Genomic DNA, 24,690 nt, shown 5'->3' on the forward strand with positions numbered 1-24,690 from the left:
CACGGTCCTCGCTTCGCGGGCAAAAACATATGAGGCACCGAAGACCGTTCGCGGGCACTTTTCGTGAGTCTCGTCGGGGCCTTGAACCTCACACCACACACTGCTACGATTCCGTTTGGAAACGTTTCCATCGGCACTGATGACTAGGAGCCGCCGATGTCTCGACCCACTATCAAGGACATCGCCGCCGAGGCTGGAGTGGCGCTCGGCACGGCCTCCCGCGCCCTGTCCGGCAACGGCTCCGTCGCCGCCGAGACCCGCGAGCGGGTGCTCGCCGCGGCCGAGCGGCTGGACTTCATCCCCAACGCCCAGGCCCGGTCCCTGCGCTCGGAGCGCACCGAGACCATCGGCCTGCTGATCCCCGATGTGCGCAACCCCTTCTTCGCCGAGCTCGCCCATGTGGTCGAGCGCGAGGCCCGCGCGGCAGGCCTGTCCGTGGTGCTGTGCGGCGCGAACGAGGATCCCGCGCTGATGCGCGAATACATGTTGGTGCTGCGCCGGCAGCGGGTGGACGGCATCATCGTCGCCCCCTTCTCCACTGCGAGCGACACCCTGGCGGCCGTGAAGGAGGCCGGGATGCCGCTGGTGTTCGTGGACCGCACCATCGCCGGCATGGATGTGCCGGCCGTCGTCTCCGACACCGGCCCCGCGATCCGCGAGGCCGTCGAGGTGCTCGCCAGCGGGGGAGCGCAGCGGCTGGGGTTCCTCTCCGGCCCCGCCCAGGCCTCCACCGGCGTGGAGCGGCTGGCCAAGTTCACCGCCGCGGTCGAGGACATCGGCATCGAGACAGTCATCCAGCACGGCGACTTCCAGGAGGAGGCCGGCCACGACGGCATGCGGGCCCTGCTCGCCGCCGGGGTGGACGCGGTGCTGGCGGCGGATTCCCGGATGACGCTCGGCGCCGTGCGGGAGTGCCTCGAGACCGGGATCGTCCCGGCCCGCGATCTGCCCTTCATCGGCTTCGACGACATCGCCCCCTTCGCGCTCCTGCAGCCGCCGCTGCCGCTGATCTGCCAGGACCTCGAGGGCATGGCCACCACCGCCGTGCAGCTGCTGAACGCCCAGCTGCGCGGCGAGACCCCCCTCGCGGAGCACCGCCTGCCCGCCCACCTGCGCCTGCCCACCGGCGCGACGCTCACCACCCACCCCATCCCCATGGAAGTCGAGGCCCCACGCCATGACTGACGCGCAGCCCGCCCTGCTTACCCCCGACGGCGTCGCCGTCCGACTGCCCGCCGACCACGTCGAGGGGAGAGTCGAATGAGCCACTCCGAGACGATCGCGGTGGTCGGGTCGATCAACGTCGACCTCAGCGCCCAGGTGGCCCGCCACCCCCGGCCGGGGGAGACCCTGCACGGCCAGGGCGGGCAGATGACGCCCGGCGGCAAGGGCGCGAACCAGGCCGTCGCCGCCGCGAAGCTCGGCGGGAGCGTGCAGATGATCGGCGCCGTCGGCACCGATGCCCAGGCCGAGGTGGGGCTGTCCGGCCTGCGCGCGGCTGGCGTAGGGCTGGACGGCGTGCGCGAGATCGAGGGGCCGACGGGCCTCGCGATCGTGACCGTCGCCGAGGACGGCGAGAACACCATCGTGGTGGTTGCCGGCGCCAACGACGCCGTGGACGCCGCCCAGGTGACCGCCTCCCGCGAGGTGCTCGAGAGTGCAGCGATCGTGGTGTGCCAGGGCGAGATCCCCCGCGAGGGGATCGAGGCCCTGCCCGGGCTCGTGCAGGGACGGTTCCTGCACAACCCCGCCCCGGTCATGGAGCTGGACCCGGCCGTGCTGCGCGCCTCCGACCCGCTGGTGGTCAACGAGCACGAGGCCGCCCTGGTCCTCGCGCAGCTGACCCCGGAGACGGCGACACCCCAGCAGCCGGAGCAGATTGCCACCGCGCTCCGGGAGTCCGGCATCGCCTCCGTGGTCCTTACCCTCGGCGCGCAGGGCTCGCTGGTGGCCGACGCCGACGGGATGCGCCGCATCCCCGTCGCGCCGGTGACCGCGGTGGACACCACCGGCGCCGGGGACGCGTTCATCGGCGCGCTCGCCGTGGGCCTCGCCCGCGGCGAGTCCCTCCCGGTCGCGGCCCGCTTCGCCTCCCGGGTCGGTGCCTTCGCGGCCACCGGCCCCGGCGCCCAGCCCAGCTACCCCGGCCGCGAGGACCAGCTGCCGCAGCTCGATTGAGCGGGACCATGAAGCGCCGGGGGTCCTCCACCCCGTACTCGACCGTGATCCTGCGGTGCGGGGTGCCGTTCTCGGCGGAGCGGCCCTCGCGGGGCCGACCCGCCCGAGCACCCGCTACCCCCGGTCCTCGATCGGCTCCACGTCGTCGGGCTCCTCGGGGATGTGGGAGTCGGGATCGGTGTGCGGCACGTGGGTCGGGGTGATCACGGACTCGTACGCGTGTTCGTTGGAGTACTGCAGGAACGCCAGATGCGCCTCGTACCGATCGATGACGTCGTCGATCACCTGCTGGGACGTCAGCCCCATGAGGTCGTACCCTTCCGAGCCGGTCTGGGTGAACACCTCCAGGCGGTAGTACACATCCGCGCCCCGGGACATGCTGCGGGCGCCGAAGGTGGGGACGGCGGCCTGGACGGGCGCGACCCGGTACTGAAAGTCCCGCTGCCCCTCGGGCATCGTGACCAGGAGCGTGTACTCGGAGATCGCGCCACCGGCACCGGGACCGATCGTGAGCGCGGCGGTGTAGCCGAGCGTCGTGAACTCCGCCGCGACATCGCGCAGCGCGGGGGAGATCACGTCGGTCTCGAACCGTGCGACGGCGCGCTCGGAGGGGTAGGAGCGGATCTGTGCGAGCCGCTGCCGCCACGTCTTCTCGGGGGCGTGACCGCCATGGGCCGCCACCTGGGGCATGCGGCGGGTGATCCCCTCGCGCTCGGCGCGCTCCATCCGCAGCACTTTGGAGAACGAGGCCATCACCAGATACACGATGATCGTCACCGGTAGCGCGAAGATCAGCGTCGCCAGCTCCATCGTGCGCACGCCCCCGGCGATCAGCATCGCGATCGTCAGCACCGCCGTGACCAGTGCCCAGTAGATGCGCAACCACTTCGCGCCGTCCTGGGCCGGATCGGGGATGGAGGAGGAGAAGTTGGCCATCACCATGGCGCCGGAGTTCGCGCTGGTGAGGTAGAAGAGCATGCCGGAGAGCGTGGCCAGGCCGATCAGGAAGGTCGCCCCGGGCAGGGACTGGAGCAGGGCGTACCAGCCGTGCTGGGGGTTCGCCATCGCCAGCGCCGCGAACGCGGAGTCCCCGTCCAGCACCTTGCGCAGCGCCGAGTTGCCGAAGATCGTCACGATGAGGAAGTCGCACAGCACCGGCGCGGTGATCGCCGCGATCACGAACTCCCGCAGGGTGCGTCCGCGGGAGATGCGGGCGAGGAACAGGCCCACGAACGGCCCCCATGCGAGCCAGAACGCCCAGAAGAACAGGGTCCAGCTGCTCATCCACTCGGCGCCGCCGTCGACGTATCCGAAGGTCTCCAGGGTCCGGGCGGGCAGGGTGAAGACGAAGCGGCCGATGTTCTCGACCATCGTGCTGAGCAGGAACGCGGTGTTCCCGCTGATCAGGATGTACGCGATCATCGCGCCGGCCACCCAGAGGTTCAGCTCGGAGATCATGCGGATCCCCTTGTCGACCCCCGAGGTGCAGGCCGCGATCGTCATCACGACGGCGACGGCGACCAGGGCGATCTGCAGCGCCAGACCCTCGGGCAGCCCGAAGAGGAGGGAGAAACCGACGTTCAGCAGGACCACGCCGATGCCCATCGAGGTGGCGACGCCGAAGACGGTGCCGACGAGGGCGAAGACATCGATCGCGTCGCCCATCCGGCCCCGGACGCGCTTGCCGAGCAGCGGGTACAGCGCCGCGCGGATCGACAGCGGCATGCCCCAGCGGTAGGCGAAGTACCCATCGCCATGCCGAGCAGGGCGTAGACGGACCAGCCGGCGATGCCGTAGTGGAACATCGTCCAGATCACCGCGTCCTGCGCGGCCTCGGCGGATTCGGGCGTGACGGACGGAGGAGCGATGTACTGGGTGACCGGGCCGGTGACGGAATAGAACAGCATGTCGATGCCGACGCCCGCGGCGAACAGCATCGAGACCCAGGTGAACAGGTTGTACTGGGGCCGGGAGTGGTCCGGTCCCAGCCGGACCCCGCCCTCTTTGGAGAAGGCGACCCAGAGGACGAAGAGGATCGTCAGCGTGATGGTCAGCACGTAGAACCAGCCGAGGTTCACGGAGATCCAGTCGACCGCGAGGTTCATCGTCCCGGCGGCGACGTGAGGGGTGAGGATCGCCCAGACCGAGAAGGCCAGGATGATGGCCGATGCGCTGACGAACACGAGCCAGTTGATGCGCGGCTGCGCACGGTCGGCGAAGTCCGCAGGGCCCTTGGTGCGCAGTTCCGTGCTCGAGGACGGAGGGCGCGAGTCCTTGTCGGCGGTGCGGCGCTCGGTGGCGCCGAACTGGCCGCGCTGGACTCCCGGCGCGGGCAGGTGCGCCGCGGATCGCTGCGCGTCATCGGGCTCCGGCACGTCGTTCTCCTTTCCGTCGAGTGACAGCCTCCGTACCGTACCGCCGATGCTCCGCGATCCGTTCCCGGGCGACGCTCCTCAGACGGCGAGGATTCCGGTGATCGCCTGCGCCGCCCGGTCCCCGGAGACCAGCGCGCCCTGGATCGAGCCCGTGTCCCGATGGTCCCCGCACACGAACACCCGTGCGGAGAGGCGCTGGGGGGAGCGGTCCACCAGCGGCGGGGGCAGCGCGGGCAGGGTGTGCGGGAGGACGTGATGGGCGAGCACCTCCCACGAGCGGGTCGAGGTGCCGAAGAGCCGCCCGAGGTCGGCGCGCACCGCCGCCTCGTCCGCCTGCCCGTCCGGCTGGTCCAGCAGGATCGTCGCCTGGATCAGGTGCTGTCCGGGCGGGGCGTAGGAGGGGGCCGCGTTCGAGATGACCGCGGTGTTCCAGATCGGCCCTGCGGGGCCGCCGCCCTCCCGGGAGGCGTCCAGCCGCAGGAAAGTGCTGCGGGTGGGCGGTTCCGGGGCGGCGAACCACCAGGTGGTCAGCCCGTGCATGGGCGGCGCCGGGAGCGGCGGGAGGCTGCCGGCCGTGGTGAGCGCGGGAAGGTCCTGGGGGCCGACGGCGAGGACGACGGCGCGGGCGCGCACCGGTCCGGCGGCGCTGTGCACGGTGACGGTGCGGGAGCCCTCCCTCACGGCGTCGGCGGGCGTGGCCAGCTGTACGGGCTCGCGCAGCGACGCCGCCATCTGGGCGGGCAGCGCCTGCATCCCCTCCCGGGGCAGGCCCGGGGTCGCCAGGGCGAAGGAGCGCAGCAGGAGCCGGACGTAGTTGGCAGAGTTCTGGCCGGTGCTGTCGGCGAGGACGCCGGCGAGGAAGGTGTCCAGCACGTCGCGGCGCAGGCGTCCGGTGGCGCCCGCCGTGTCCAGGGAGGCGCTCAGCGTCGCATCCCGCGTGGCGCGGGACGAGACGGTCGCGCGGAGCATGGTCGGCCCCATCCAGCGCGCCAGGGCGGCGAGGTCGCGGGGCTCGAGCAGTCCGCTGCGCAGCGTGCGCAGCGCATGGCCCGGGTGGTGCAGCGGAGAGGCGAGGGTGCGCATGCCCTCCGGCGTGCGCACGTCGACCCCGGTGCCGAAGCTCTGCAGCTCCAGCGCCGCCTCGTCGATCCACGCCCGCACCGCCGGGTAGGCGGGGTTGAGCACCTGGAAGCCGCGGTCGCACAGGAAGCCGTCGATGCGCTCGGTGGCCACCCGCCCTCCCACGCTGTCGGCGGCCTCGAGCACGGTGGCCTGCAGCCCGGCGCGCTGCAGCCGCCTCGCGCATTGCAGCCCGGCCAGGCCTGCGCCGATGATCACGACGTCGGTGTCCGTGCTGCCCATGCCGCTCCTCCGCTCGGGATGGGTCCAGAGTAGAGCCTCCCTCCCGGGCCTCAGCCCCGCAGCATGCGATGCGCGATCAATGCCGCGATGACCATCAGCCCCGCTCCGATCCCGCTGGTGAGCAGCGCCCCGGAGTCGAAAGCGCGCTGTGCGGAGTCTAGCAGCGCCTGACCGGTGCGGGCCGGCAGCTCGGCGGCCACGGCCGTCGCCCCACCGAGGGTCTCCGAGGCGGCGGTGTGCTGCGCCGTGGTGAGCCCGGCGGGCACCTCGAGGTGGCTGCGGTAGGCGGCGTTCAGCAGGCTGCCCAGCACGGCGGTGCCGAGGACGGCCCCGGTCTCGTATGCGGTCTCGGAGATCGCCGAGGCGGCCCCGGCCTTCTCGGCCGGGACGGCGGCGAGGATGAGGTCGTTGCTGATCGTCTCGGCGGTGCCCACGCCCGCGCCGAGGACCGCGAACGCGGTCAGCAGGGTGAGGTCGCCGCCCCAGAAGCCCGAGACCATCACCAGCGCGAATCCGGTGGCGTTCAGGCACAGCCCCGCCACCACGGCGGTGGCCGGGGTGATGCGGCGGACCACCCGCACCACCACCAGCCCGGCGATGATCGTCACCACCAGTCCCGGCAGCAGCAGGAGCCCTGCCTCCATCGGGCTGTGACCGCTGACCAGCTGCAGGTGCTGGGAGACGAAGTACAAGAACCCCACCAGCGAGAACACGCTGAGCAGGTTCGCGGCCACCGCGCCGGTGAACACCGGGCGGGTGAACAGCGTGACGTCGAGCATCGGGACCGGTCGCGCCAGCTGCCGGCGCACGAAGGCCGCCCCGCACAGCAGCGCGATCACCGCGCCGGCGAGCGAGAGGACATCGAGGCCCGAGGTGGAGACGCGCTTGATCGCATAGACCAGCGGCGTCATCGTCGCCAGCGCGAGCAGCACACTGAGGGGATCGACAGGGCCCGGCGCAGGATCCTTCGACTCCGGGATCAGGAGCGGGCCGAGGGCCAGCAGCGGGAGCATCACCGGGACGGCGAGCAGTAACACCGAGCCCCAGGCGAAGTGCTCCAGCAGGAACCCGCCGACGATCGGGCCCAGCGCCGCCCCGCCCGAGAACCCCGCCGCCCAGATCGCGATCGCGGTGCGACGCTGGCTGGGGTCGGTGAAGATGTTCCGGATCAGCGAGAGCGTGGCCGGCATCAGCATGGCCCCGAACACGGCCATCAGGGCGCGTGCGGCGATCAGCGTCCCGGCCGTCGGGGAGAACGCCGCCAGGGCCGAGACCAGCGTGAAGCCGGTGCCGCCGATCAGCAGCAGGCGCCGACGGCCCAGACGGTCCCCCAGACTGCCCATCGGGATGAGCAGGCCGGCGAGGACCAGCGGGTAGATGTCCACGATCCACAGCAGCTGCTGGCCGCTGGGGGTGAGCGCCTCGGAGATCGCGGGCAGCGCGAAGGCCAGCACCGTGTTGTCGATGGCGACCAGCAGCACCGGGAGCATCAGCACCGCCAGCGCCCACCACCGCGAGGGGGTGCGGGTGGGGGAGGGGGCCGTGTCGAGGGCAGGCAGCACGGGGGACCTCCAGGATGTGTACGGGACGAGCTCACACTAAACCGTCCAGACGGTACAGTTCAAGATTGCTGGGACCCCAAGGCGCGTAAGGTCGCTCTCATGTCCGCCCGCGATGCCCTGCTCTCCGCCTATCAGACCCTGCTCCTGGCCGAGGGGCAGCGGGCCACCACCCTCGAGGCCGTCGCGGCCCAGGCCGGGGTCTCCAAGGGCGGTCTCCTGTACCACTTCCGATCCAAGGACGCGCTCGCCGAGGCCCTCATCGAGCGGCTCGAGGAGCTGGTCGACGAGGACCGGGAGGCGATGCGGAAGGCCGAGGACGGCCCGTCGCACTATTACGTGCGCACCTCGGTGTGGACGGAGTCCCCGCTGGACCGGGCCCTGGTCGCCGTGGCCCAGCTCGCCCAGGAATCCCATGCCGGCGCCCGCGCGGCGATGGCCCGGGCCCGTGACGGCTGGCTCGAGCTCATCCTCGAGGAGGTCGCCCACCTGCCGACGGCTCGCGCGATCCTGCTCATCGGCGACGGGCTCTACTTCGATGCGGCGCTGACCGGCGGCACCGACCATGCCGGGACCGCGCATTTCGGGCCGGATGAGCTGATGCCGGTGATCGGACACCTCCTGGACAGCGCCCCGCGCTGAGGCCCGGCGCGACCGAGCGGTCGTGCTGCCGCGAAGTGCTCGCGCCGCGGCGCGCCGACCGGTAGCGTCGGAAGCGGCGACTCCCGCCAGGAACGGTCTCCGAGGAGGACAGCGATGAGCATCAAGGACGAGGACATCACGACCACCGGATCCGCCGGTGGTGAGGGCACGGCCGACGGCGGCGCGAACCCGCAGGGCCACGATGGCGGCGCGGATGGCACCGCCGGTGGTGAGGGCACGGCTGACGGTGGTGCGAACCCGCAGGGCCACGATGGTGGTGCGGATGGCACTGCCGGTGGCGAGGGCACGGCCGACGGCGGCGCGAACCCGCACGGTCACGACGGCGGTGCGGACGGCACTGCATGAGCGACAGCGCGTCGCAGACGGAGCGCGGAGCGGGCGACCGCCCCGCGCTCCGTCGTCTGACCGGGATGTCCGCGCAGCAGTTCGCCCAGGAGCACTGGGGTGAGCGCCCGCTGCTGACCCGCAGCGCGGGCGGATTCGCCGACCTCTTCAGCGCGGAGGCGGTCGATGAGCTGATCGCCCACCGCGGCCTGCGCACCCCCTTCGCCCGCATGGCTGTCGAGGGCGAGGTGCTGAGCCCCTCGCTGTTCACCTCCTCCGGCGGGATCGGCGCCGAGGTGAACGATCAGCTGGATTCCGCGAAGGTCCTGGCGCAGATCGCCGCCGGGGCCACCCTGGTGCTGCAGGGCCTGCACCGCACCTGGGAGCCGATCGCCGCCTTCACCCGCGACCTGGTCCGCGACCTGGGCCACCCCGCCCAGGTCAACGCCTACATCACCCCTGCCTCCTCCCGAGGCTTCGATCCGCATTACGACACGCATGACGTGTTCGTGCTGCAGATCGCCGGGAGCAAGCGCTGGACCCTCCACGAGCCGGTCCATCCCCACCCGCTGGTCGACCAGCCCTGGAGCGACCACCGCGAGGCTGTCGCCGCGGCCGCACAGCGGCCGCCGCACATCGATCAGGTCTTCGAGCCGGGGGACGTGCTCTACCTGCCCCGCGGCTGGCTGCATTCGGCAGTGGCCCAGGGCGAGACCTCGATCCACCTCACCATCGGGCTGCGCGCCACCACCCGCCACGATCTGCTCACCACCCTCCTGGCCCGCGCCGGGGAGGATCCGGAGCTGCGCCGCTCCCTGGCGCTCGGAGTGGACTTCACCGACCCCGCCTCGCTCCTGGAGGACCTGGCGGCGACCGTCACCGCCGCCCACGCCCTGCTGGAGCGGGCCGAGCCCGAGCAGCTCGCCGCGCAGATGCACCGCACCCACGCCGCGGCCACCCGTCCCGAGCCGGTGCGACCGCTGGCCACGCTCGACGCCATCGCGGCGCTCACCGCCGACCGCACCCTCACCTGGCGCGCCGGCCTCGAGGAGCGGATCGAGGAGGACGAGCACAACATCCGCCTCCGACTGCGCACGACGACTCTGACCCTGCCCGCCGAGGCCGCTCCCGCCATCCGCGCCCTCCGGGCGGCGCCCTGCCGCGCCGGTGAGCTGCCGGGCCTGGACGCGGAGTCGTCCCTGGTGGTCGCCCGGCGCCTGCTCCGCGAGGGTCTGGTGGTGCCGGCGTGAAGGGCGCGCGCCGATGACGGTCCCCGACGAGGGCCCCGCCGAGGCCGTGCACGTCGAGGACGCGGGCACCGACTGGGCCCCGTGCAGCGACCGCTCCCGCGAGCGCGGGGACGATCTCGGCGCGACCGGCGGGCTGGGTATGCGCTGGCTGCTGGTCGAGGTCGACGGCGCCTGGGGCCCCCACGCCTTCCTCGACTCCCCGGTCCTGGAGCGCACGCTCGGCCGCGCCATCGCCGTGCGCGCCGAACGGGCCGGCCTGCGCCCCGTCGCGGTCCGCCGCTTCGGGCTCCGCGCCGACCAGCGGCGAGCGCGCACCACCATGCGCTGGGCGATCGCGGACTCCCGCCCCGGGCACGAGAAGCTGCGCTGGGGCACGATCGAGGACCACGCCGAACTGCTGGACCTGCCGCTGGACGGCACCGCAGGCGAGCCCACGGACCGCCCGGCATTCCTGATCTGCACCCATGGCCGGCACGACCGCTGCTGCGCGGTGCGGGGCAGGCCCGTCGCCGCCGCGCTCGCCGAGGCCTATCCCGACGAGACCTGGGAATGCTCACACCTGGGCGGCGACCGCTTCGCGGCCACCATGATCCTGCTCCCGCACGGCCTCTACTACGGGCGGGTGCCGGCTCCGGCCGCCGTGCACCTCGCCGCGCAGTACGAGCGCGGGATGATCGTGCCCGAGCACTTCCGCGGTCGCAGCGCGAGGACCCCGGCCGTCCAGGCGGCGGAGGACCACGCCCGCCACCAGCTCGGGGAGAAGCGCCTGGAGGCGCTGGCACCGCTGGCGGAGGAGCTCGGCTCCGGGGACGAGCCCACGACCGTCCGCCTGCTCCGCGATGACGACGAGATCGTGGTGACCCTGCGGGAGACGTGGACCGAGCCGCTGCTGAGCACCTGCGGAGCCCGGCAGCCCTTCCCGGTGCGCCGGTTCGAGGCGGTCTCGATGCAGGTCCTGCCCGCACGCGGCGGCCACTGAGATCCGCGGACGGTGGACGGCGCCGCACCGGCCGGGGATGCTGAGGCCATGACTGCAGACCCCTATGAGTCGGCCATCCGGTGGCGCCGGGAGCTCCATCGGATACCGGGCATCGCCTTCGACGTCGGGGAGACGGCGGCCTTCGTCGCCCGGACCTGCACGGACCTCGGATGGGAGGTGACGACCGGCGTCGGCGGCAGCGGCGTCGTCGCCTCGTTGACGCGAGGTGCGAGCAGCCGCTCGATCGCGCTGCGCGCGGACATGGACGGGCTGCCGATCGAGGAGCGCACCGGGGTCGCCCACAGCTCGCGCACCCCCGGCGCCATGCACGCCTGCGGCCATGACGGGCACATGGCGATGGTGCTCGGCGCCGCCGCCGCGCTGACGGAGCACGCCGACTGGGAGGGCACGGTCCGCCTCGTCTTCCAACCGGCCGAGGAACCCGGGACCGGCGCCGAGGCCATGATCGCCGACGGACTGTTCGCACGGTTCCCCGTCGACGAGATGTTCGGACTGCACAACCTGCCCGGGCTGCCCGAGGGAGAGATCCACACCCGCAGCGGACCGCTCATGGCCGCGGAGGACAACGTCGAGATCGCCGTCACCGGCAGAGGCGGGCATGCCTCGGCGCCCCACCTCGTGATCGACCCCCTGGTCATCGCCGCGGAGATCATCCTGGCCCTCCAGACCATCGTCTCCCGCAGCGTCGACCCCCTCGACGCGGTGGTCGTCTCCTGCACGGACCTGGACACCGACGGAGCCCGCAACGCCCTCCCCGATCAGGTGGTGATCCGGGGCGATGCGCGGACCTTCACCGACGAGAACAGCGCACTGGTCGAGGCGCGCATCCGCGAGATCGCCGAGGGGATCGCTCGCGCCCACCGGGCCGCGTCCGAGGTGTCGTACACGCGCGTCTTCCGCCCGACGATCAACGATCCGGACTGCGCCCGCCACGCGATCTCCGCGGCCGAGGCGGCCGTCGGGGCCGACCGGGTCGAGGCCTCCTGCCGACCGATCACCGCGAGCGAGGACTTCGCCGCCTTTGCCCGCGCCGTGCCGGCCTGCTTCGCCCTACTCGGCGCCGGAGAGATCGCCGACGGCGGCACGGCACCGCTGCACAGCCGGCGCTTCGACTACAACGACGCGATCCTCCCCGCGGGGATCGACTTCTTCACCGCACTCGTCCGTGCCCGACTGACCAAGGAGAACAGAGCATGAGCACTGCCGGCACCCCCACCAGGCGCTGGGTCGCGAGTGACCGCGACCCGTCCTGGTCGTGCCCGGACCCGGACGAGGCCGCGCAGCGCTTCCATCGCGCGCTCGCCGACTACGCCCCGACGCCGCTGGTCGAGCTGCCGGAGCTGGCCCGCGAGCTCGGTGTCGGCACCGTCGTCGCGAAGGACGAGTCCACCCGGCTGGGGCTGCCGGCCTTCAAGGCCCTGGGGGCGTCGTGGGCGGTCCACCGCGCGCTCGAGACGGCGGGCCGACGAGCTGACGCCGAGGTGATCACGGCGACCGACGGCAACCACGGACGGGCCGTGGCTCACTTCGCCCGCGCGGCCGGTCGCCGGGCCCGCATCCTGGTGCCGGCGGGGGGCGTTCACCCCTCTGCCATCGCGGCGATCCGCGCCGAGGGCGCCGAGGTGGTGGAGGTGGACGGCTCCTACGACCGGACGGTCCGCGCCGCCGCCGACCATGCGGCGGAGCACGACGGGGTGCTGGTCCAGGACACCGCCTGGGACGGCTACGAGGAGGTGCCGAGGTGGATCGTCGAGGGCTATGCGACGCTGTTCTCGGAGATCGAGGCCCAGCTGCACGAGACCGGGCGGAACAGCCCGGATCTGCTGCTCGTCCCCACCGGGGTCGGCTCGCTGCTGCAGGCCGCGCTGGCCCACCACCGCCGCCGCAGCAGTTCTGGCAGCACGGCCGTGGTCTCCGTGGAGCCCGACGCGGCGGCCTGCATCGGGCCCAGCCTCGAGGTGGGCCATCCCGTCACCGTGGAGACCGGGACGACGATCATGTCCGGGCTGAACTGCGGCACCCCCTCCTCGCTGGCCTGGCCGCTGATCCGTGACGGGCTCGACGCCGCGGTCACGGTGAGCGACCAGGGAGCCATCGACGCGGCGCACCGCCTCGCGGCGCTCGGGGTCCAGGCCGGGCCGTGCGGGGCGGCCTCACTGGCGGGCGCGCGGGAGATCCTGACGGTCCGTGAGGGGCAGGCGCGCCGGCAGCACCTGGGGCTGGGACCGGACAGCGTGGTGGTGCTGATGATCACCGAGGGGGCGGAGGCGAACCCCGTGCCGGCGGCATGAGCGCGCCGCGGCGCGCACGGAGCGATGCCCGGCGTCAAGACGCTCAGCGGAGGCCGAGCGCTCGCGCCTGCAGCTCCCGGATCTCAGCGCTGAGCTCCGCATCCGGGCCTGCCACCTCGATCCCCGGCGCGACGACCTGGATCGGCAGCGGAGCGACCGGTCCCGCCGGGACGCCCCACTCCTGGACCCAGGCGCTCAGCTGCGCACCGCTGCTGGCGTAGACGATCCGGCCGAGCCCCACCCAGGCGTGGGCGGCGGCGCACATCGGGCAGTGCTCCCCGGAGGTGAACACCGTCGCCCGGGCACGCTCGGCGGGGGAGAGGTGCTCCGCGGCCCAGCGGGCGATCGCGAACTCGGGATGCTGGGTGTCGTCACCACCGGCGACCCGGTTGCGATCGGCGAACAGCTCCGTCCCCTCGGCGCCCACGAGGAGCGAACCGAAGGGCTCGTCCCCGGCAGCGAGCGCCTCCTCGGCGAGGTCCACGCAGCGGCGCAGCCAAGTGCGCTCACGATCGGTGAGCGCAGCGGCGGTAGCGACCGACTCGACGGAGGCTGAGCCGGTGGGTGCAGAAGGATCCATCATGGAGCCACCTCACCACACCGGCCGCGCGAAGGCGAGAGCGCCCGGCTGTCTCACTGCTTACCGAGGATCCCCTCGCCGCCGTCCACTTCGAGGCGTCGTAGGGGGACAGGCCCGGGCTGCCGTTCTTGCCGGACATCGAGGAGGTGTTCACGATCGCCCCGAAGCCCTGCTTCTCCATCTGGCGCAGCTCGTGCTTCATGAAGCTCATGGCGCCGAACGCGTTCAGCGTGAACACCCGGTCCCACGTCGAGCGCTCCTGCTGCGCGAACGGAGTCGCGGCGATGCCGATGCCCGCGTTGTTGTGGGCGAAGTCGAGCGTCTCCCACAGCTCGACCGTGCGCGCCACCATCTGCGCGGCGAAGTCTTCGTCGGAGGCATCGCCGACCATGGTCTCCGCGGTGCCGCCGGCCTCACCGATCAGCCGCGCGGTCTCCTCGAGCGGCTCCGCGGCGATGTCCATGATCAGCACGCGCGCGCCGGCATTAGCGAAGGCGAGCGCGCTGGCACGGCCGATGCCCCCCCCGCCCGCGCCGGTGACGATCCCGTTCTTCCCTGACATGTCAGGCACGACGACTCCTTCATCGCGATTCTCAGCGCGAGTGCCGCCTCGCTGTCACCGTAGCGGAGCGGGCTGCGAGGAATGCGCGTGCTCGCCTTCCGGCGCAGGACCGACGGATCCCGCAACTGCGGATCGGGGGCGCCTCGGTACCGGTCCTCGAAGGCACCCGGCTGATCGATGCCCCTCCATTGTCAGCCCTCACCTGCACGAGTACCGTCGAGAGCGCGACGCTGCCCACCGAGGCAGAGGCCCACCGACGCAGGGGGTTCGAGGCCATGGCGACCACATCCGGATATCCGGTCCCGCGAAGTCACGCGCACCCACACGGACTTCACCCGGGCGAGCTGCGGAGGACAGAAGTACCGTCGGCTGCAGCGCGTCACGCAGCGTGACGATCCCGGGAACCCCTTCCGCGAGAACTACTACATGGCGCCGTGACCGAAGGAGATCGGGGCATCCGAAGCAGCCCCCGTCCCTCCTCTCGCCCCGAGAACAGGGAGAACCCACACATGCATGCACCGCGGAATCCCCGATCGTCGGGGGCCGTCCCGGCCTTCACCGAGATCATGGGGCGGGGGCACGTCCTCACCTCGGCACGTGCCACGGCCCCGTACACCACCGGTGACCGCTTCGGGATGGGCGAGGTGCTCGCCGTGCTGCGGCCGGGCTCGCTGGTGGACATGTGGCGGGCCCTGCAGGTGTGCGTCGACCATGACCTCATCGTCATCACCCAGGCCGCCAACACCGGGATCACGGGCGGATCCGTGCCCGGCGATCAGGACTACGACCGCGACATCGTCATCCTCTCCACGCTGCGGATCGACCAGATCCATCTGATCCACCACGCTCGCGAGGCGATCTGCCTGCCCGGTGCCACCCTCTTCGCGCTCGAGGAGATGCTCGCCCCGCACGGGCGCGAGCCGCACTCGGTGATCGGCTCGACGTCGATCGGCGCGAGCGTCGTCGGCGGCATCGCGAACAACTCCGGCGGCACCCAGCTCCGCAAGGGCCCCGCGTACACGGAGCAGGCGCTCTTCGCCCGGGTCGACGAGCAGGGGCAGATCCACCTGGTGAACCACCTGGGCATCGACCTCGGCACCGACCCCACGCACCTCCTCGACCGGCTGCAGCGCGGCCAGTGGGAGGCCGCCGATGTCACCCCGCCGCCGCCGGACTCCACCGGCACCGCCTACGCCGACCACGTGCGCGAGCTGGCCGGCACCCCGGCCCGCTTCAACGCGGACCCGACCTTCCTCCACGAGGCCTCCGGATGCGCGGGCAAGCTGATGGTGTTCGCCGTGCGCACCCGCACCTTCCCGCTCGAGCGGGACAAGGCCACGTTCTACATCGGCACGCACCGCCCCGCGGATCTTGAGGCGCTGCGACGCTCGATCCTCGCCGCCGACGCTCCGCTGCCGATCTCCGGCGAGTACCTGAGCGCGCACGCCGTCGATCTTGCGACCGAGTACGGCAAGGACACCTACGTCTCCCTCAAGCACGCCGGCTCCCGCACCCTGGTGCGCATGCTCGCGCTGAAGAGCTGGGCGAACGGAGTGTTCGCGAAGCTGCCGGGCATGGGTCCGTCGGTCGCCGACGCGATCTCCCAGAAGCTGTTCTCCCTGGTGCCGGAGAAGATCCCGCCGCGGCTGGTCGGCTTCCGCGACCGGTACGCGCATCACCTGCTGCTGGTGGTCAGCGGCAGCCAGCGCGAGGCGACCGCGCGCGTGCTCGAGGAATTCTTCGCCGCCCCCGAGCATGAGGGAGCGTTCTTCGAGTGCGATGCCGAGGAGGCGCAGAGCGCCACCCTGATCCGCTTCGGCGTGGCCAGCGCCGCCAGCCGCTACTTCGTCATGCACCGCGCCGAGGCCTTCGCCATGGTCACCTTCGACGTCGCCCTGCGCCGGGACGACGAGGACTGGCTGGAGCACCTGCCTCCGCACCTCGCCGACCAGCTGCTGGAGAGCGTCTATTTCGGGCACTTCTTCTGCCACGTGCTGCACCAGGACCATGTCGCGAAGAAGGGCGTGGACCCCGTCGCGCTGAAGAAGGAGATGACGGCTCTGCTCGAGAGTCGCGGCGCCGCCGTGCCCGCCGAGCACAATTACGGCCGCATCTATCCCGCGCCCGCGTCGATGGTGGAGCACTTCCGCCGGCTCGACCCGCTGAACATGTTCAACGCCGGCGTGGGGGAGACGTCGCCGCGGAAGGGGTGGGCGTGAGGACGGCGACCGTTCACGGGCACCGGGCTCAGCCCGGCCGGTGCTCCGGGGCTGGCTTGCCGGCGTAGTACGAGGCGTCGATCCCGTCGGCGCCCGCGAGCGGGGCTTCACCTCGTGAGATCGACGTGCAAGGGCAGAGCCCTACGCACTTCAGTGACTGCGCCGTTCTCTCGCATGGTGCAGGTCCCACGCGGCAGCGCTCAGCTCCCGGCATCATGGAGGAGATTCGGATCCCGGGCGACACGCACGAGGGCCGAGGCCAGACCGGTGACGTCCTCGTCGTCGACCAGGCGTGCCAGTGCCTCTGCGTCCTGCGGCAGCCGGGCGGCCCGGGCGCCTTTCAGCACCAGCTCGTCGGCGAAGGGGCGGACCGTGGGCCAGACCTGTTGGGCCTCGCGCAGGAAGATGTTCGCCCCCGTCGGTCCGATGTCGTCGAAGGTCTGCAGCAGTTCCGCGATGCGGCCGGGATCGCCCTCGGCCTCGTCTCTCAGTCTCCGGAGGTCACCCTTCCAGCGGTCGAGCAGCAGCGCGGCGGCATCATCGAGGCGGGTCGCGGTGCTCTCGTCGTAGCGCCGGTAGCCGCCGCGTCCGAGGGCGTCGACCCGCTCCTGCCATGTGCTCTCGCGCAGGTGCTCGGGGGTGCGCCATCCGCGGGAGAACAGTTCGCGGGCGGTCGCGACGGCGATGTCGGAGCTGATCCGGGTCGACAGCAGCAGGCTCAGCACGAGCAGCTGCCACAGGGGCGCCGGCTCGTCCCGCAGCGTGATCGCCGCGTCGGCTGCGAACGTGCGGCCGTGCGTCGTCAGGAGTCGACGCGCGAGGTCCCGCTGTTCGCTCATGCGGTCGAGTCTATGGGGCAGGTCGGCACCGGTGGCGATAACGCCGCGATGGAACCCTTCGTCGCCCTGCTCCGGAAGAACATCCCCCACGGTCATCTCTCGGTGCGGCAGTCCCCGGGCCGTGCACACCCGTGGACACCGCGGATCTGGACATCGGGGCCCGCCGACCGTCGTGCGAGAGAGGATGAGAGCTTCTCACCGTTCCGCACCCAGACGGTCCGTCCGGCAACAGCCGGCGTCCCCGGTGCTCCACGTCACCCACCCCTTGATCGGCAAGGCCCCATGATCTCTCGCTCCACCGACACCGCCACGAGGGAGACGTCCCCCGCTCCGGGCGGTGAACCGCCGGCGCTCTCGGAGGCCGGCGAGCCCGCCGGGGCATCGCATGGCAGGTGGGCGCTGCTGCTGCTCGGGATCGGGCTGATCCTGATCGGGCTGAACCTGCGCATCGGCATCGCTGCGATCGGGCCGGTGATCGGCGAGATCCGCGCCTCGCTCGGCCTGTCGGCGACCACGGTGAGCCTGCTGACCACGATCCCGGTCGTCGTGTTCGGCGCGTTCGCGTTCTTCACCCCGGGCCTGACGCGGCGGTTCGGGATGCACCGCCTCCTCGGGGTGGTGCTGCTCGTCCTGGCGGCGGGGATCCTGCTGCGGCTGCAGCCGAGCATGCTGGCCCTGTTCGCCGGAACGGTGCTCGTCGGCGCCGCCATCGCGGTCGGCAACGTCGTGATGCCGGCGGCGATCAAGCAGGACTTCTCCCATCGGGTCGGGGTGATGATGGGCCTGTACACGATGGCGCTGTTCGTCGGCGCGGCCTTCGCCTCGGGGGTGACGGCGCCGCTGCTGCCCGTGCTCGGAGGGAGCTGGCGTGCGGCTCTCGCCATATGGGCGGTGCCCGCGCTGCTCGCCCTGACCGTATGGGTTCCCCAGCTGCGACGCGCGCCGGGACGGATGAAAGCCGGCCGATCGATCGCCGATGCGCCGAGCGAGCACGGGGAGCCGCCGTTCCGGTCGATCCTCACCGACCCGGTCGCGATCGCGGTGACCGGGTTCATGGGCCTGCAGAGCCTGAGCTACTACACGACGGTGACGTGGGTGCCCACCATCCTGCAGGACGCGGGGATGGAGGTGAGCGCCGCAGGGGCGATGATCGCCTACTCCGCGTTCCCCGCCGCCGTCGCCGCGCTGGTCTCGCCGGCGCTGGCGTCGCGGACGCGCCCGGCCTGGTTGCCGCCGGTTCTGGCCGTGCTGCTCCTCGGCGCCGCCTATCTCGGGCTGATCGTCTCCGCCGCGAACGGAGCCCTGGTGTGGATGACGCTGCTCGGGCTGGGGCTCGGGGCATCGATCAGCCTCTCGCTCACGTACATCGTGTGGCGATCGCCGACCGCGCACCTCACCGGGCACCTCTCGACGATGTCGCAGGGCTTCGGCTACCTGATCGCCGGGCTCGGCCCCCTCGGAGTCGGCGCGCTCCACAGCCTCACCGGGAGCTGGACCGTGCCGTTGGCCGTTCTCGGCGCGATCCTGATCCTCCAGCTGGTCTCCGGGGTCGTCGCGAGCCGTCCGGTGCACATCCGTGCCCGCGGTGCACACGGCGTCGAGGCTGCGGAACGGGAGGCGGGCGAGGAGTGCAGCGCGCACTGATCAGGCTGCGGTGCATATCCAGACCGCACAGGACCACGGCAGGGAGGCATCGTCATGACCGCTCGATCCGAGAATCCGTGCCACGAGCCGTTCCGCGACCCCGGGGGGCGGTCCCCGCGCTCGAGGAGGACGAGTCGGCAGCGCCTCGCCCGGAGGAGGAGATCGCGGATCAGCTGCGGTCCGAGCCGGAGGCGGACGCCCGCTCCGAAGGCGACGCCTGACGGGCACCCCGAGCGCCGGTCACCGCACCGGCACCGTGACTCCATGCATCGCACCGCGCAGGCGGAGCAGGATCCCTCGCGCGGCGCCGTGGCTCGTGACCTCGCGGCCCGGGTCGCGGACGTCACGGACCACGGATCGCTCTGGGCCGCCGCGCGGGACCCGCTCGCCGTGCTGCAGGGCGGGATGGGGTCGTTCGCAGGCCTTCGACCGCAGCGGAACCTTCCAACTCTTCGTGACGATGCTCCGGCCGTACATGGAGGACGCCTGACAAGGCCACTGGCCGAGGGAGACCTGCATAGCACGGCCCCCAAGACTCTCTGAGGATGTACATCATGACCGCTCGACCCAATATCGTCATCGTCCTGGCCGACGATCTCGGCTTCTCCGACATCGCCCCCTTCGGCGGCGAGATCGACACCCCGCACCTCACCCGGCTCTCCGACCGGGGCATCCGCATGAGCTCCTACTACGTGACGCCCCGATGCAGCCCCTCGCGCGCCGCCCTGATGACCGGCCAGAACCCGCACAGCGTCGGGATCGGGGTGCTCACCACCGACAACCGCCCGAACGGCTACCCCGGGTCCCTCTCCGCCGAGGTGCCGACGATCGCCGAGCACCTCTCGGGACACGGGTACGCCTGCGGGCTCTTCGGCAAGTGGCACCTGAGCAGCGACATCGAGAACCCCGGCGAGACCTGGCCGACCCGGCGCGGGTTCGACGAGTTCCACGGCATTCTCCAGGGCTCCTCGGGATATTTTCGACCACGCCTGATGGACGGTGAGGAGCGAGTGGACGAGCGAGAGCTGCCGGAGGACTTCCACCTCACCGACCACGTCACCCAGCGGGCGGTCGACTTCATCCGCCGCCGGGGCCAGGCCGGGGCACCCTTCCTCGCGATGCTCACCTATACGGCCCCGCACTGGCCGCTCCATGCCCGCGAGGAGGAGATCGCGACATACCGTGAGCGCTACGCGAGCGGCTGGGACGGAATGCGTCAGCAGCGGCTCGAGGGGCTGCACCGGGAGGGTCTGTACAGCGGGATCCATGACGTCGCCGCCGGCCAGGACCTCCCGGCGTGGGGAGAGAACGCGCAGTGGGAGATCGAGCGGATGTCGGTCTACGCCGCCCAGGTCGAGGCGATGGACCGCGGGATCGGCGCGGTGCTGGACTCGCTCGAGGAGACCGGGGTCGACGACGACACTCTGGTGCTGTTCTTCTCGGACAACGGCGGGTGCGCGGAGGAGCTGCCGACGGACAACCCGCACTTCCCGCGGAAGACGGAGCCCCGCACCACCCGCACCGGGGACCCGGTGCGGTTCGGGAACGATCCGGCGATCATGCCCGGCCCGGCAGACACCTTCCAGAGCTACGGCGTCAACTGGGCCACGGTCTCCAACACCCCGTTTAGGAAGTGGAAGAGCTGGGTCCATGAAGGCGGGATCTCCACCCCGTTCCTGGCCTCCTGGCCCGCCGGAGGGATCCCCCCAGGCGGCGCCGTGAGCCCGGACCTGGGCCACGTCACGGACATCCTGCCCACGGTCCTCGACATCGTCGGTGCCGACCGTACCGGGGTGGGCAGGAGCCTCCTGAGCTCCTGGCAGCGCCCCGAGATCACCGGTCCCGAGCGGACGCTCTGCTGGGAGCACATCGGGAACGCCGCCGTCCGCCGCGGCAGCTGGAAGCTGGTGCGCGAATGGGGCAGGCCGTGGGAGCTCTACCACCTCACCACCGACCGCATCGAAGCCCACGACCTCGCCCAGCAGCACCCGGAGCTGGTCGCCGAGCTCGCGCAGATCTATGCCCGGTGGTGCGAGGAGCAGGGCGTCATCGACTGGCAGGACGTCCTGGACGACCACGCCGAGAGGGGGTTCGGACCCGGGCAGGCGACGTCGTGACCCGAGGGCGGGCGCTGCTCACACCACGAGCACCCGAAGGCACCGCCACCGGCGCTCAGCTGCGGTCCACTGCCTTCGGCAGCTCCTCGTGCCACGCCGCCGGCGCCTCGGCGTCCGGCGCCGCGGGCAGCACCCCCTTCCCATCGGGGCGGGGAATCGCCCCCAGCAGCGCCTTGGTGTAGGGGTGCAGCGGATCGGCCCAGACCAGCGCCGTCGGCCCCGACTCCACGATCTTCCCGCGGTACATCACGGCCACCCGGTCGGCCATGATCCGCACCACCGACAGGTCGTGGGAGATGAACAGCATCCCGGCCCCGGCGGCCAGGCACAGCCGGCGCATCATCGAGGCGACCTCGGCCTGGCTGGAGGCGTCCAGCGCCGAGATCGGCTCGTCGGCCACCAGCAGGTCGGGTCGGGCGGCCAGGGCGCGGGCGATCGCGATCCGCTGACGCTGCCCGCCGGAGAACTGGTGCGGGTAGCGGGAGACCATCGCGGGATCCAGACCCACGGCGCCGAGCCAGGTACCGGGCGCATCCGAGCTGAGACCGCGGGCCTTGGCGGCGGCGACGCCGTCGGCGATCTGGTCGCCGATCCGTTTGCGCGGATTCAGGGAGGAGTTCGGGTCCTGGAACACCATCTGCATGGCGGTCAGGTCGGCGGCACGGCGCCGCAGCCCCAGCGGCGGCACGGGCCTGCCCCGGAACCGGACCTCCCCGGAGCGGGGTTTCTCCATGCCGATCACGGCGCGTGCGGTGGAGGACTTCCCACAGCCGCTCTCGCCGACCAGCGCCAGCACCTCCCCGGCCGTGATCGTCAGCGAGACGCCGTCCACGGCGCGGACGGTGCGATGGCCGCGGTACTCGATCGTGAGGTCCGTGGCGTCCAGTACGGTGCTCATTCGTCGTCCTCCACGAGTGACTGCTGTGCGTCGGGCATCGACTCCAGCAGGGTGCGGGTGTAGGCGTGCTGGGGAGCGGTGAAGACGTCGTGGGTGCTGCCGGACTCCACGATCTGCCCGTAGCGCATCACCGCCACCTCGTCCGCCACGGCGCTCATCACGCCGAGGTCATGGGTCACCAGCAGCACCGCCAGGTCGCGGTCGTCCACCAGCTCGCGCAGCAGATGGAGGATCCCCGCCTGCACGGTGACGTCCAGGGCGGTGGTCGGCTCGTCGGCCAGCAGCACCTCGGGGTCGCACGCCAGCGCCACCGCGATCGCGATGCGCTGACGCTGTCCGCCGGAGAACTGGTGCGGGTACCGGCGCAGCGCCTCGGCGGGCTCGGGCACGCGCACCTGGGTCAGCAGGTCCACGGCCCGCTGCCGCGCATCCCGCCGGTTCAGCCGCAGATGGGCACGCACATGATCGGTGAGCTGGGCCCCGATGGTCAGCTGCGGGTGCAGGCTCGCGGAGGGGTCCTGGAACACCATGGCCACGCGCCGGCCGCGGATGGTGTTCAGTCGGCGCGCACGCATCCCCACCAGCTCGGTCCCGGCCAGGCGGATCGAGCCGCCCACGCGAGCGGTCGCCGGCAGCAGCCCCAGCACGGCCATCGCGCTGACGGTCTTGCCGGAGCCGGATTCCCCGGCCAGGCCCTGGATCCGACCGGCGGTGAGATCCAGGGAGATGCCGCGCACGACCTCCACCGGGTCGTGCCGACCGAAGGCGATGGTCAGATCGCGGATGCTGAGCACGCTCATCGGCCCTCCTCCGTCGTCGGGGTCTCGATCGGGGCCGCGGCGGGGTCCGCCTCGGCGGGATCGGTGGTGCCGGCCGCGCCCTCGCGCTCCGCGGAGGAGAGCGGATCCAGTGCGTCGCGCAGGGAGTCGCCGATGAAGTTGAACGCCATCACGACGGTGAGGATCGCCAGTCCCGGGAACACCCCGAGCCACCAGGCGTCGATGTGATCCATCGCGCCGGAGATCATCGACCCCCATTCGGCCGTGGGCGGCTGCGCTCCCAGGCCCAGGAACGACAAGCCCGTCAGCAGCAGGATCGCGGTGCCAATGTCGAGGGAGGCGAGCACCAGCACGGGGCCGGCGATATTGGGCAGGATGTCGCTGCCCAGGGAGCGCCACGGCGAATAGCCCAGCAGGCGCCCGGCGATCACGAAGTTCTGGGTGCGCAGGCTCAGCACCAGCGAGCGCACCACGCGGGCATACTGCGGCCAGGAGACCACCACTCCCGCGATCACTGCGTTGAACAGGGATGGGCCCAGCGACGCGGCGATGATCATCGCCAGGATGACGGTGGGGAAGGCCATCATCAGGTCGGTCAGGCGCATCAGCGCCTCGTCGACCCAGCCGCCCACGTATCCGGCGACGGAGCCGATCAGTGTTCCCAGCACGGTCGCGCACACCACCATGAGCAGGGCCAGCGGCATGGTGACCCGGGCCCCGGTGAGCAGGCGCGAGAACACGTCGCGGCCCACCTGGTCGGTGCCCAGGAGGGACACCTCGCCCGGCGGGGTGAGACGGGTCAGCTCCTGGGCCAGCGGATCGTGCGGCGCCACCCACGGCGCGATGATCGCCACGACCACCCAGGCCAGGGCGATCACGGCGCCGACCACGGCCAGGGGAGTGCGCCAGGCGGCGGGGATCGCGCGGAGCAGCCGGCCCCGCCGGAGCCGGGTGCGCGGAGGGGTCGTGGCGCTCATGCCAGCCTCACTCTCGGATCGAGGACCCCGTACAAGAGGTCGACCGCGAAGTTGATCACCAGGTAGATGACGCCCACCACCAGGCCGACGCCCATCACGCCGGGCAGGTCCAGGTTGATCGCCGAGTTGAAGGCGTAGGTGCCCAACCCCGGCCAGGCGTACACCGCCTCCACCAGCACGGTGCCGGACAGCAGCACGCCGAAGGCCACGCCCACCACGGTGAGGATCGGCAGCGAGGCACCGCGCAGCACATAGGCGACGATGACCCGGCGAGACGGCAGACCCTTGGCCCGGGCGGCGCGGATGTAGTCGGTGTCGAGCACCTCGAGCACGGCCGCCCGGATGAATCTGGTGAGCAGGCCGATCGTGAACAGCGACAGCACCAGCACCGGCAGCGCGAGGTGGGCGAGTGCGTCGAAGAAGCCGACGGGGTCACCGTTCAGGATGAAGTCGACCGTGTACAGCCCGGTGATCGTGGGCGGCGGGGTGAACGCCGGATCCAGGCGGCCAGCGCCCGGCGCGACGCCGAGGCGCAGGAAGAAGGTGTGGTACGCCATGATGGCCAGCCAGAACGTCGGCACGCTCAGCCCCAGCAGCGAGACCACACGCAGCACCTGGTCGGTGGCTCGGCCGCGATGGTGGGCCGCGATGGTGCCGAGGGTGAGCCCGACGGCGAGGCTGACGATGATCGCGCCGAGTGCGATCTCGATCGTGGCGGGGACTGCGGTGGCCAGTTCGGTCGCCACCGGCCGGCCGGTGGTGATCGAGGTGCCCAGATCGCCCTGGAGCAGGTTCGTCAGGTAGATCAGATACCGCTCGGGGATGGACTTGTCCAGGCCGTGCTTCTCGACGTACGCCGCCACGGTGGCGGGATTGCTCGCGGCTCCCTCACCGAGTGCGGCAGCGATCGGATCTCCGGGCACCAGGGCGGTGAGCACGAAGGTCACCAGGGTGACGCCGAGCATCAGCAGCACGGAGGTGCCCAGGCGCCGCAGCACGTACCCCAGCAGCGGCCAGCGCTGCCACGGAGGGGCGGGCTTCAGCGAGGTGTCGGTCGATGTCATCGTGGGCGG

Annotated in this window: 20 protein-coding genes and 1 pseudogene; 11 read left to right on the forward strand and 10 right to left on the reverse strand. The window is 71.9% G+C overall.

What is annotated here, in order from left to right; all coding sequences use genetic code 11:
* The first annotated feature begins 156 nt into the window (after window positions 1–156).
* Both ACHUEU_RS11085 and ACHUEU_RS11090 read left to right on the forward strand, forming a co-directional pair.
* Window positions 157–1,185 (forward strand): LacI family DNA-binding transcriptional regulator, encoded by a 1,029-nt coding sequence (locus ACHUEU_RS11085; RefSeq protein ID WP_394216185.1) that lies wholly within the window; start codon window positions 157–159, stop codon window positions 1,183–1,185.
* Window positions 1,186–1,260: 75 nt separating this feature from the next.
* Window positions 1,261–2,178 carry a ribokinase gene (locus ACHUEU_RS11090; protein ID WP_394216186.1) on the forward strand — a complete coding sequence of 306 codons (918 nt, stop codon included), beginning with the start codon at window positions 1,261–1,263 and terminating at the stop codon, window positions 2,176–2,178.
* Between the two features lie 114 nt (window positions 2,179–2,292).
* Here ACHUEU_RS11090 and betT read toward each other — a convergent pair.
* The 3 genes and pseudogenes from betT to ACHUEU_RS11105 all read right to left on the reverse strand — a co-directional run bounded on the left by betT (window position 2,293) and on the right by ACHUEU_RS11105 (window position 7,477).
* Window positions 2,293–4,553: pseudogene (betT, locus tag ACHUEU_RS11095) on the reverse strand (choline BCCT transporter BetT).
* 78 nt (window positions 4,554–4,631) lie between these two features.
* The gene (locus tag ACHUEU_RS11100; RefSeq protein WP_394216187.1) at window positions 4,632–5,915 is read right to left on the reverse strand and encodes a flavin monoamine oxidase family protein; all 1,284 of its coding nucleotides are present in this window, start codon (window positions 5,913–5,915) and stop codon (window positions 4,632–4,634) included.
* Between the two features lie 50 nt (window positions 5,916–5,965).
* Window positions 5,966–7,477: an MFS transporter gene (locus ACHUEU_RS11105; protein WP_394216188.1), complete on the reverse strand. Its 1,512-nt coding sequence runs from the start codon at window positions 7,475–7,477 to the stop codon at window positions 5,966–5,968.
* A gap of 99 nt (window positions 7,478–7,576) precedes the next feature.
* Between ACHUEU_RS11105 and ACHUEU_RS11110 the strand changes: the two genes are divergently transcribed.
* The 6 genes from ACHUEU_RS11110 (at window position 7,577) to ACHUEU_RS11135 (ending at window position 13,002) form a co-directional block, all read left to right on the forward strand.
* Entirely contained in the window at window positions 7,577–8,116 is a 540-nt protein-coding gene (locus ACHUEU_RS11110; RefSeq protein ID WP_394216189.1) for a TetR/AcrR family transcriptional regulator, read from the forward strand.
* 114 nt (window positions 8,117–8,230) lie between these two features.
* A complete protein-coding gene (locus ACHUEU_RS11115; protein ID WP_394216190.1) occupies window positions 8,231–8,482 on the forward strand; it encodes a BatC protein in 252 nt (83 codons plus the stop codon).
* Window positions 8,479–9,711, forward strand: coding sequence for a cupin domain-containing protein (locus ACHUEU_RS11120; RefSeq protein WP_394216191.1), 1,233 nt, complete (start codon window positions 8,479–8,481; stop codon window positions 9,709–9,711). Before ACHUEU_RS11115 ends, ACHUEU_RS11120 begins: the two co-directional genes overlap by 4 nt.
* A gap of 13 nt (window positions 9,712–9,724) precedes the next feature.
* Window positions 9,725–10,690: a sucrase ferredoxin gene (locus ACHUEU_RS11125; protein ID WP_394216192.1), complete on the forward strand. Its 966-nt coding sequence runs from the start codon at window positions 9,725–9,727 to the stop codon at window positions 10,688–10,690.
* A 48-nt stretch (window positions 10,691–10,738) separates the two neighbouring features.
* On the forward strand, window positions 10,739–11,908 hold the full coding sequence (locus tag ACHUEU_RS11130; RefSeq protein ID WP_394216193.1) for an amidohydrolase: 1,170 nt from the start codon (window positions 10,739–10,741) through the stop codon (window positions 11,906–11,908).
* A complete protein-coding gene (locus ACHUEU_RS11135; protein WP_394216194.1) occupies window positions 11,905–13,002 on the forward strand; it encodes a diaminopropionate ammonia-lyase in 1,098 nt (365 codons plus the stop codon). The genes ACHUEU_RS11130 and ACHUEU_RS11135 overlap by 4 nt, the downstream gene beginning before the upstream one ends.
* A gap of 43 nt (window positions 13,003–13,045) precedes the next feature.
* Here the strand turns inward: ACHUEU_RS11135 and ACHUEU_RS11140 are convergent, their stop codons facing one another.
* Together ACHUEU_RS11140 and ACHUEU_RS11145 are read right to left on the reverse strand one after the other, a co-directional pair.
* The gene (locus ACHUEU_RS11140) at window positions 13,046–13,582 is read right to left on the reverse strand and encodes a nucleoside deaminase (protein ID WP_394216273.1); all 537 of its coding nucleotides are present in this window, start codon (window positions 13,580–13,582) and stop codon (window positions 13,046–13,048) included.
* Window positions 13,509–14,144, reverse strand: coding sequence for an SDR family NAD(P)-dependent oxidoreductase (locus ACHUEU_RS11145; protein WP_394216274.1), 636 nt, complete (start codon window positions 14,142–14,144; stop codon window positions 13,509–13,511). The genes ACHUEU_RS11140 and ACHUEU_RS11145 overlap by 74 nt, the downstream gene beginning before the upstream one ends.
* Window positions 14,145–14,653: 509 nt before the next feature.
* Between ACHUEU_RS11145 and dld the strand changes: the two genes are divergently transcribed.
* A complete protein-coding gene (gene dld / locus ACHUEU_RS11150; protein WP_394216195.1) occupies window positions 14,654–16,363 on the forward strand; it encodes a D-lactate dehydrogenase in 1,710 nt (569 codons plus the stop codon).
* A gap of 200 nt (window positions 16,364–16,563) precedes the next feature.
* Here dld and ACHUEU_RS11155 read toward each other — a convergent pair whose 3' ends face one another.
* Window positions 16,564–17,202 carry an endonuclease gene (locus ACHUEU_RS11155; RefSeq protein WP_394216196.1) on the reverse strand — a complete coding sequence of 213 codons (639 nt, stop codon included), beginning with the start codon at window positions 17,200–17,202 and terminating at the stop codon, window positions 16,564–16,566.
* Window positions 17,203–17,484: 282 nt separating this feature from the next.
* Between ACHUEU_RS11155 and ACHUEU_RS11160 the strand changes: the two genes are divergently transcribed.
* Together ACHUEU_RS11160 and ACHUEU_RS11165 are read left to right on the forward strand one after the other, a co-directional pair.
* Entirely contained in the window at window positions 17,485–18,846 is a 1,362-nt protein-coding gene (locus tag ACHUEU_RS11160; RefSeq protein ID WP_394216197.1) for a CynX/NimT family MFS transporter, read from the forward strand.
* Window positions 18,847–19,400: 554 nt separating this feature from the next.
* Window positions 19,401–20,963, forward strand: a complete 1,563-nt coding sequence (locus tag ACHUEU_RS11165; RefSeq protein WP_394216198.1) for an arylsulfatase — start codon at window positions 19,401–19,403, stop codon at window positions 20,961–20,963.
* Window positions 20,964–21,018: 55 nt separating this feature from the next.
* Here the strand turns inward: ACHUEU_RS11165 and ACHUEU_RS11170 are convergent, their stop codons facing one another.
* From ACHUEU_RS11170 to ACHUEU_RS11185, 4 genes are read right to left on the reverse strand one after another with little or no spacing between them, the layout of a single operon-like run.
* On the reverse strand, window positions 21,019–21,861 hold the full coding sequence (locus ACHUEU_RS11170; protein WP_394216199.1) for an ATP-binding cassette domain-containing protein: 843 nt from the start codon (window positions 21,859–21,861) through the stop codon (window positions 21,019–21,021).
* A complete protein-coding gene (locus ACHUEU_RS11175; RefSeq protein ID WP_394216200.1) occupies window positions 21,858–22,661 on the reverse strand; it encodes an ABC transporter ATP-binding protein in 804 nt (267 codons plus the stop codon). The genes ACHUEU_RS11170 and ACHUEU_RS11175 overlap by 4 nt, the downstream gene beginning before the upstream one ends.
* A complete protein-coding gene (locus ACHUEU_RS11180) occupies window positions 22,658–23,617 on the reverse strand; it encodes an ABC transporter permease (protein ID WP_394216201.1) in 960 nt (319 codons plus the stop codon). Before ACHUEU_RS11180 ends, ACHUEU_RS11175 begins: the two co-directional genes overlap by 4 nt.
* Window positions 23,614–24,681 carry an ABC transporter permease gene (locus tag ACHUEU_RS11185; protein ID WP_394216202.1) on the reverse strand — a complete coding sequence of 356 codons (1,068 nt, stop codon included), beginning with the start codon at window positions 24,679–24,681 and terminating at the stop codon, window positions 23,614–23,616. The genes ACHUEU_RS11180 and ACHUEU_RS11185 overlap by 4 nt, the downstream gene beginning before the upstream one ends.
* Window positions 24,682–24,690: the final 9 nt, after the last annotated feature.

The organism is Brachybacterium vulturis (genome assembly GCF_043641765.1).
GTDB classification, from domain to species: domain Bacteria; phylum Actinomycetota; class Actinomycetes; order Actinomycetales; family Dermabacteraceae; genus Brachybacterium; species Brachybacterium vulturis_A.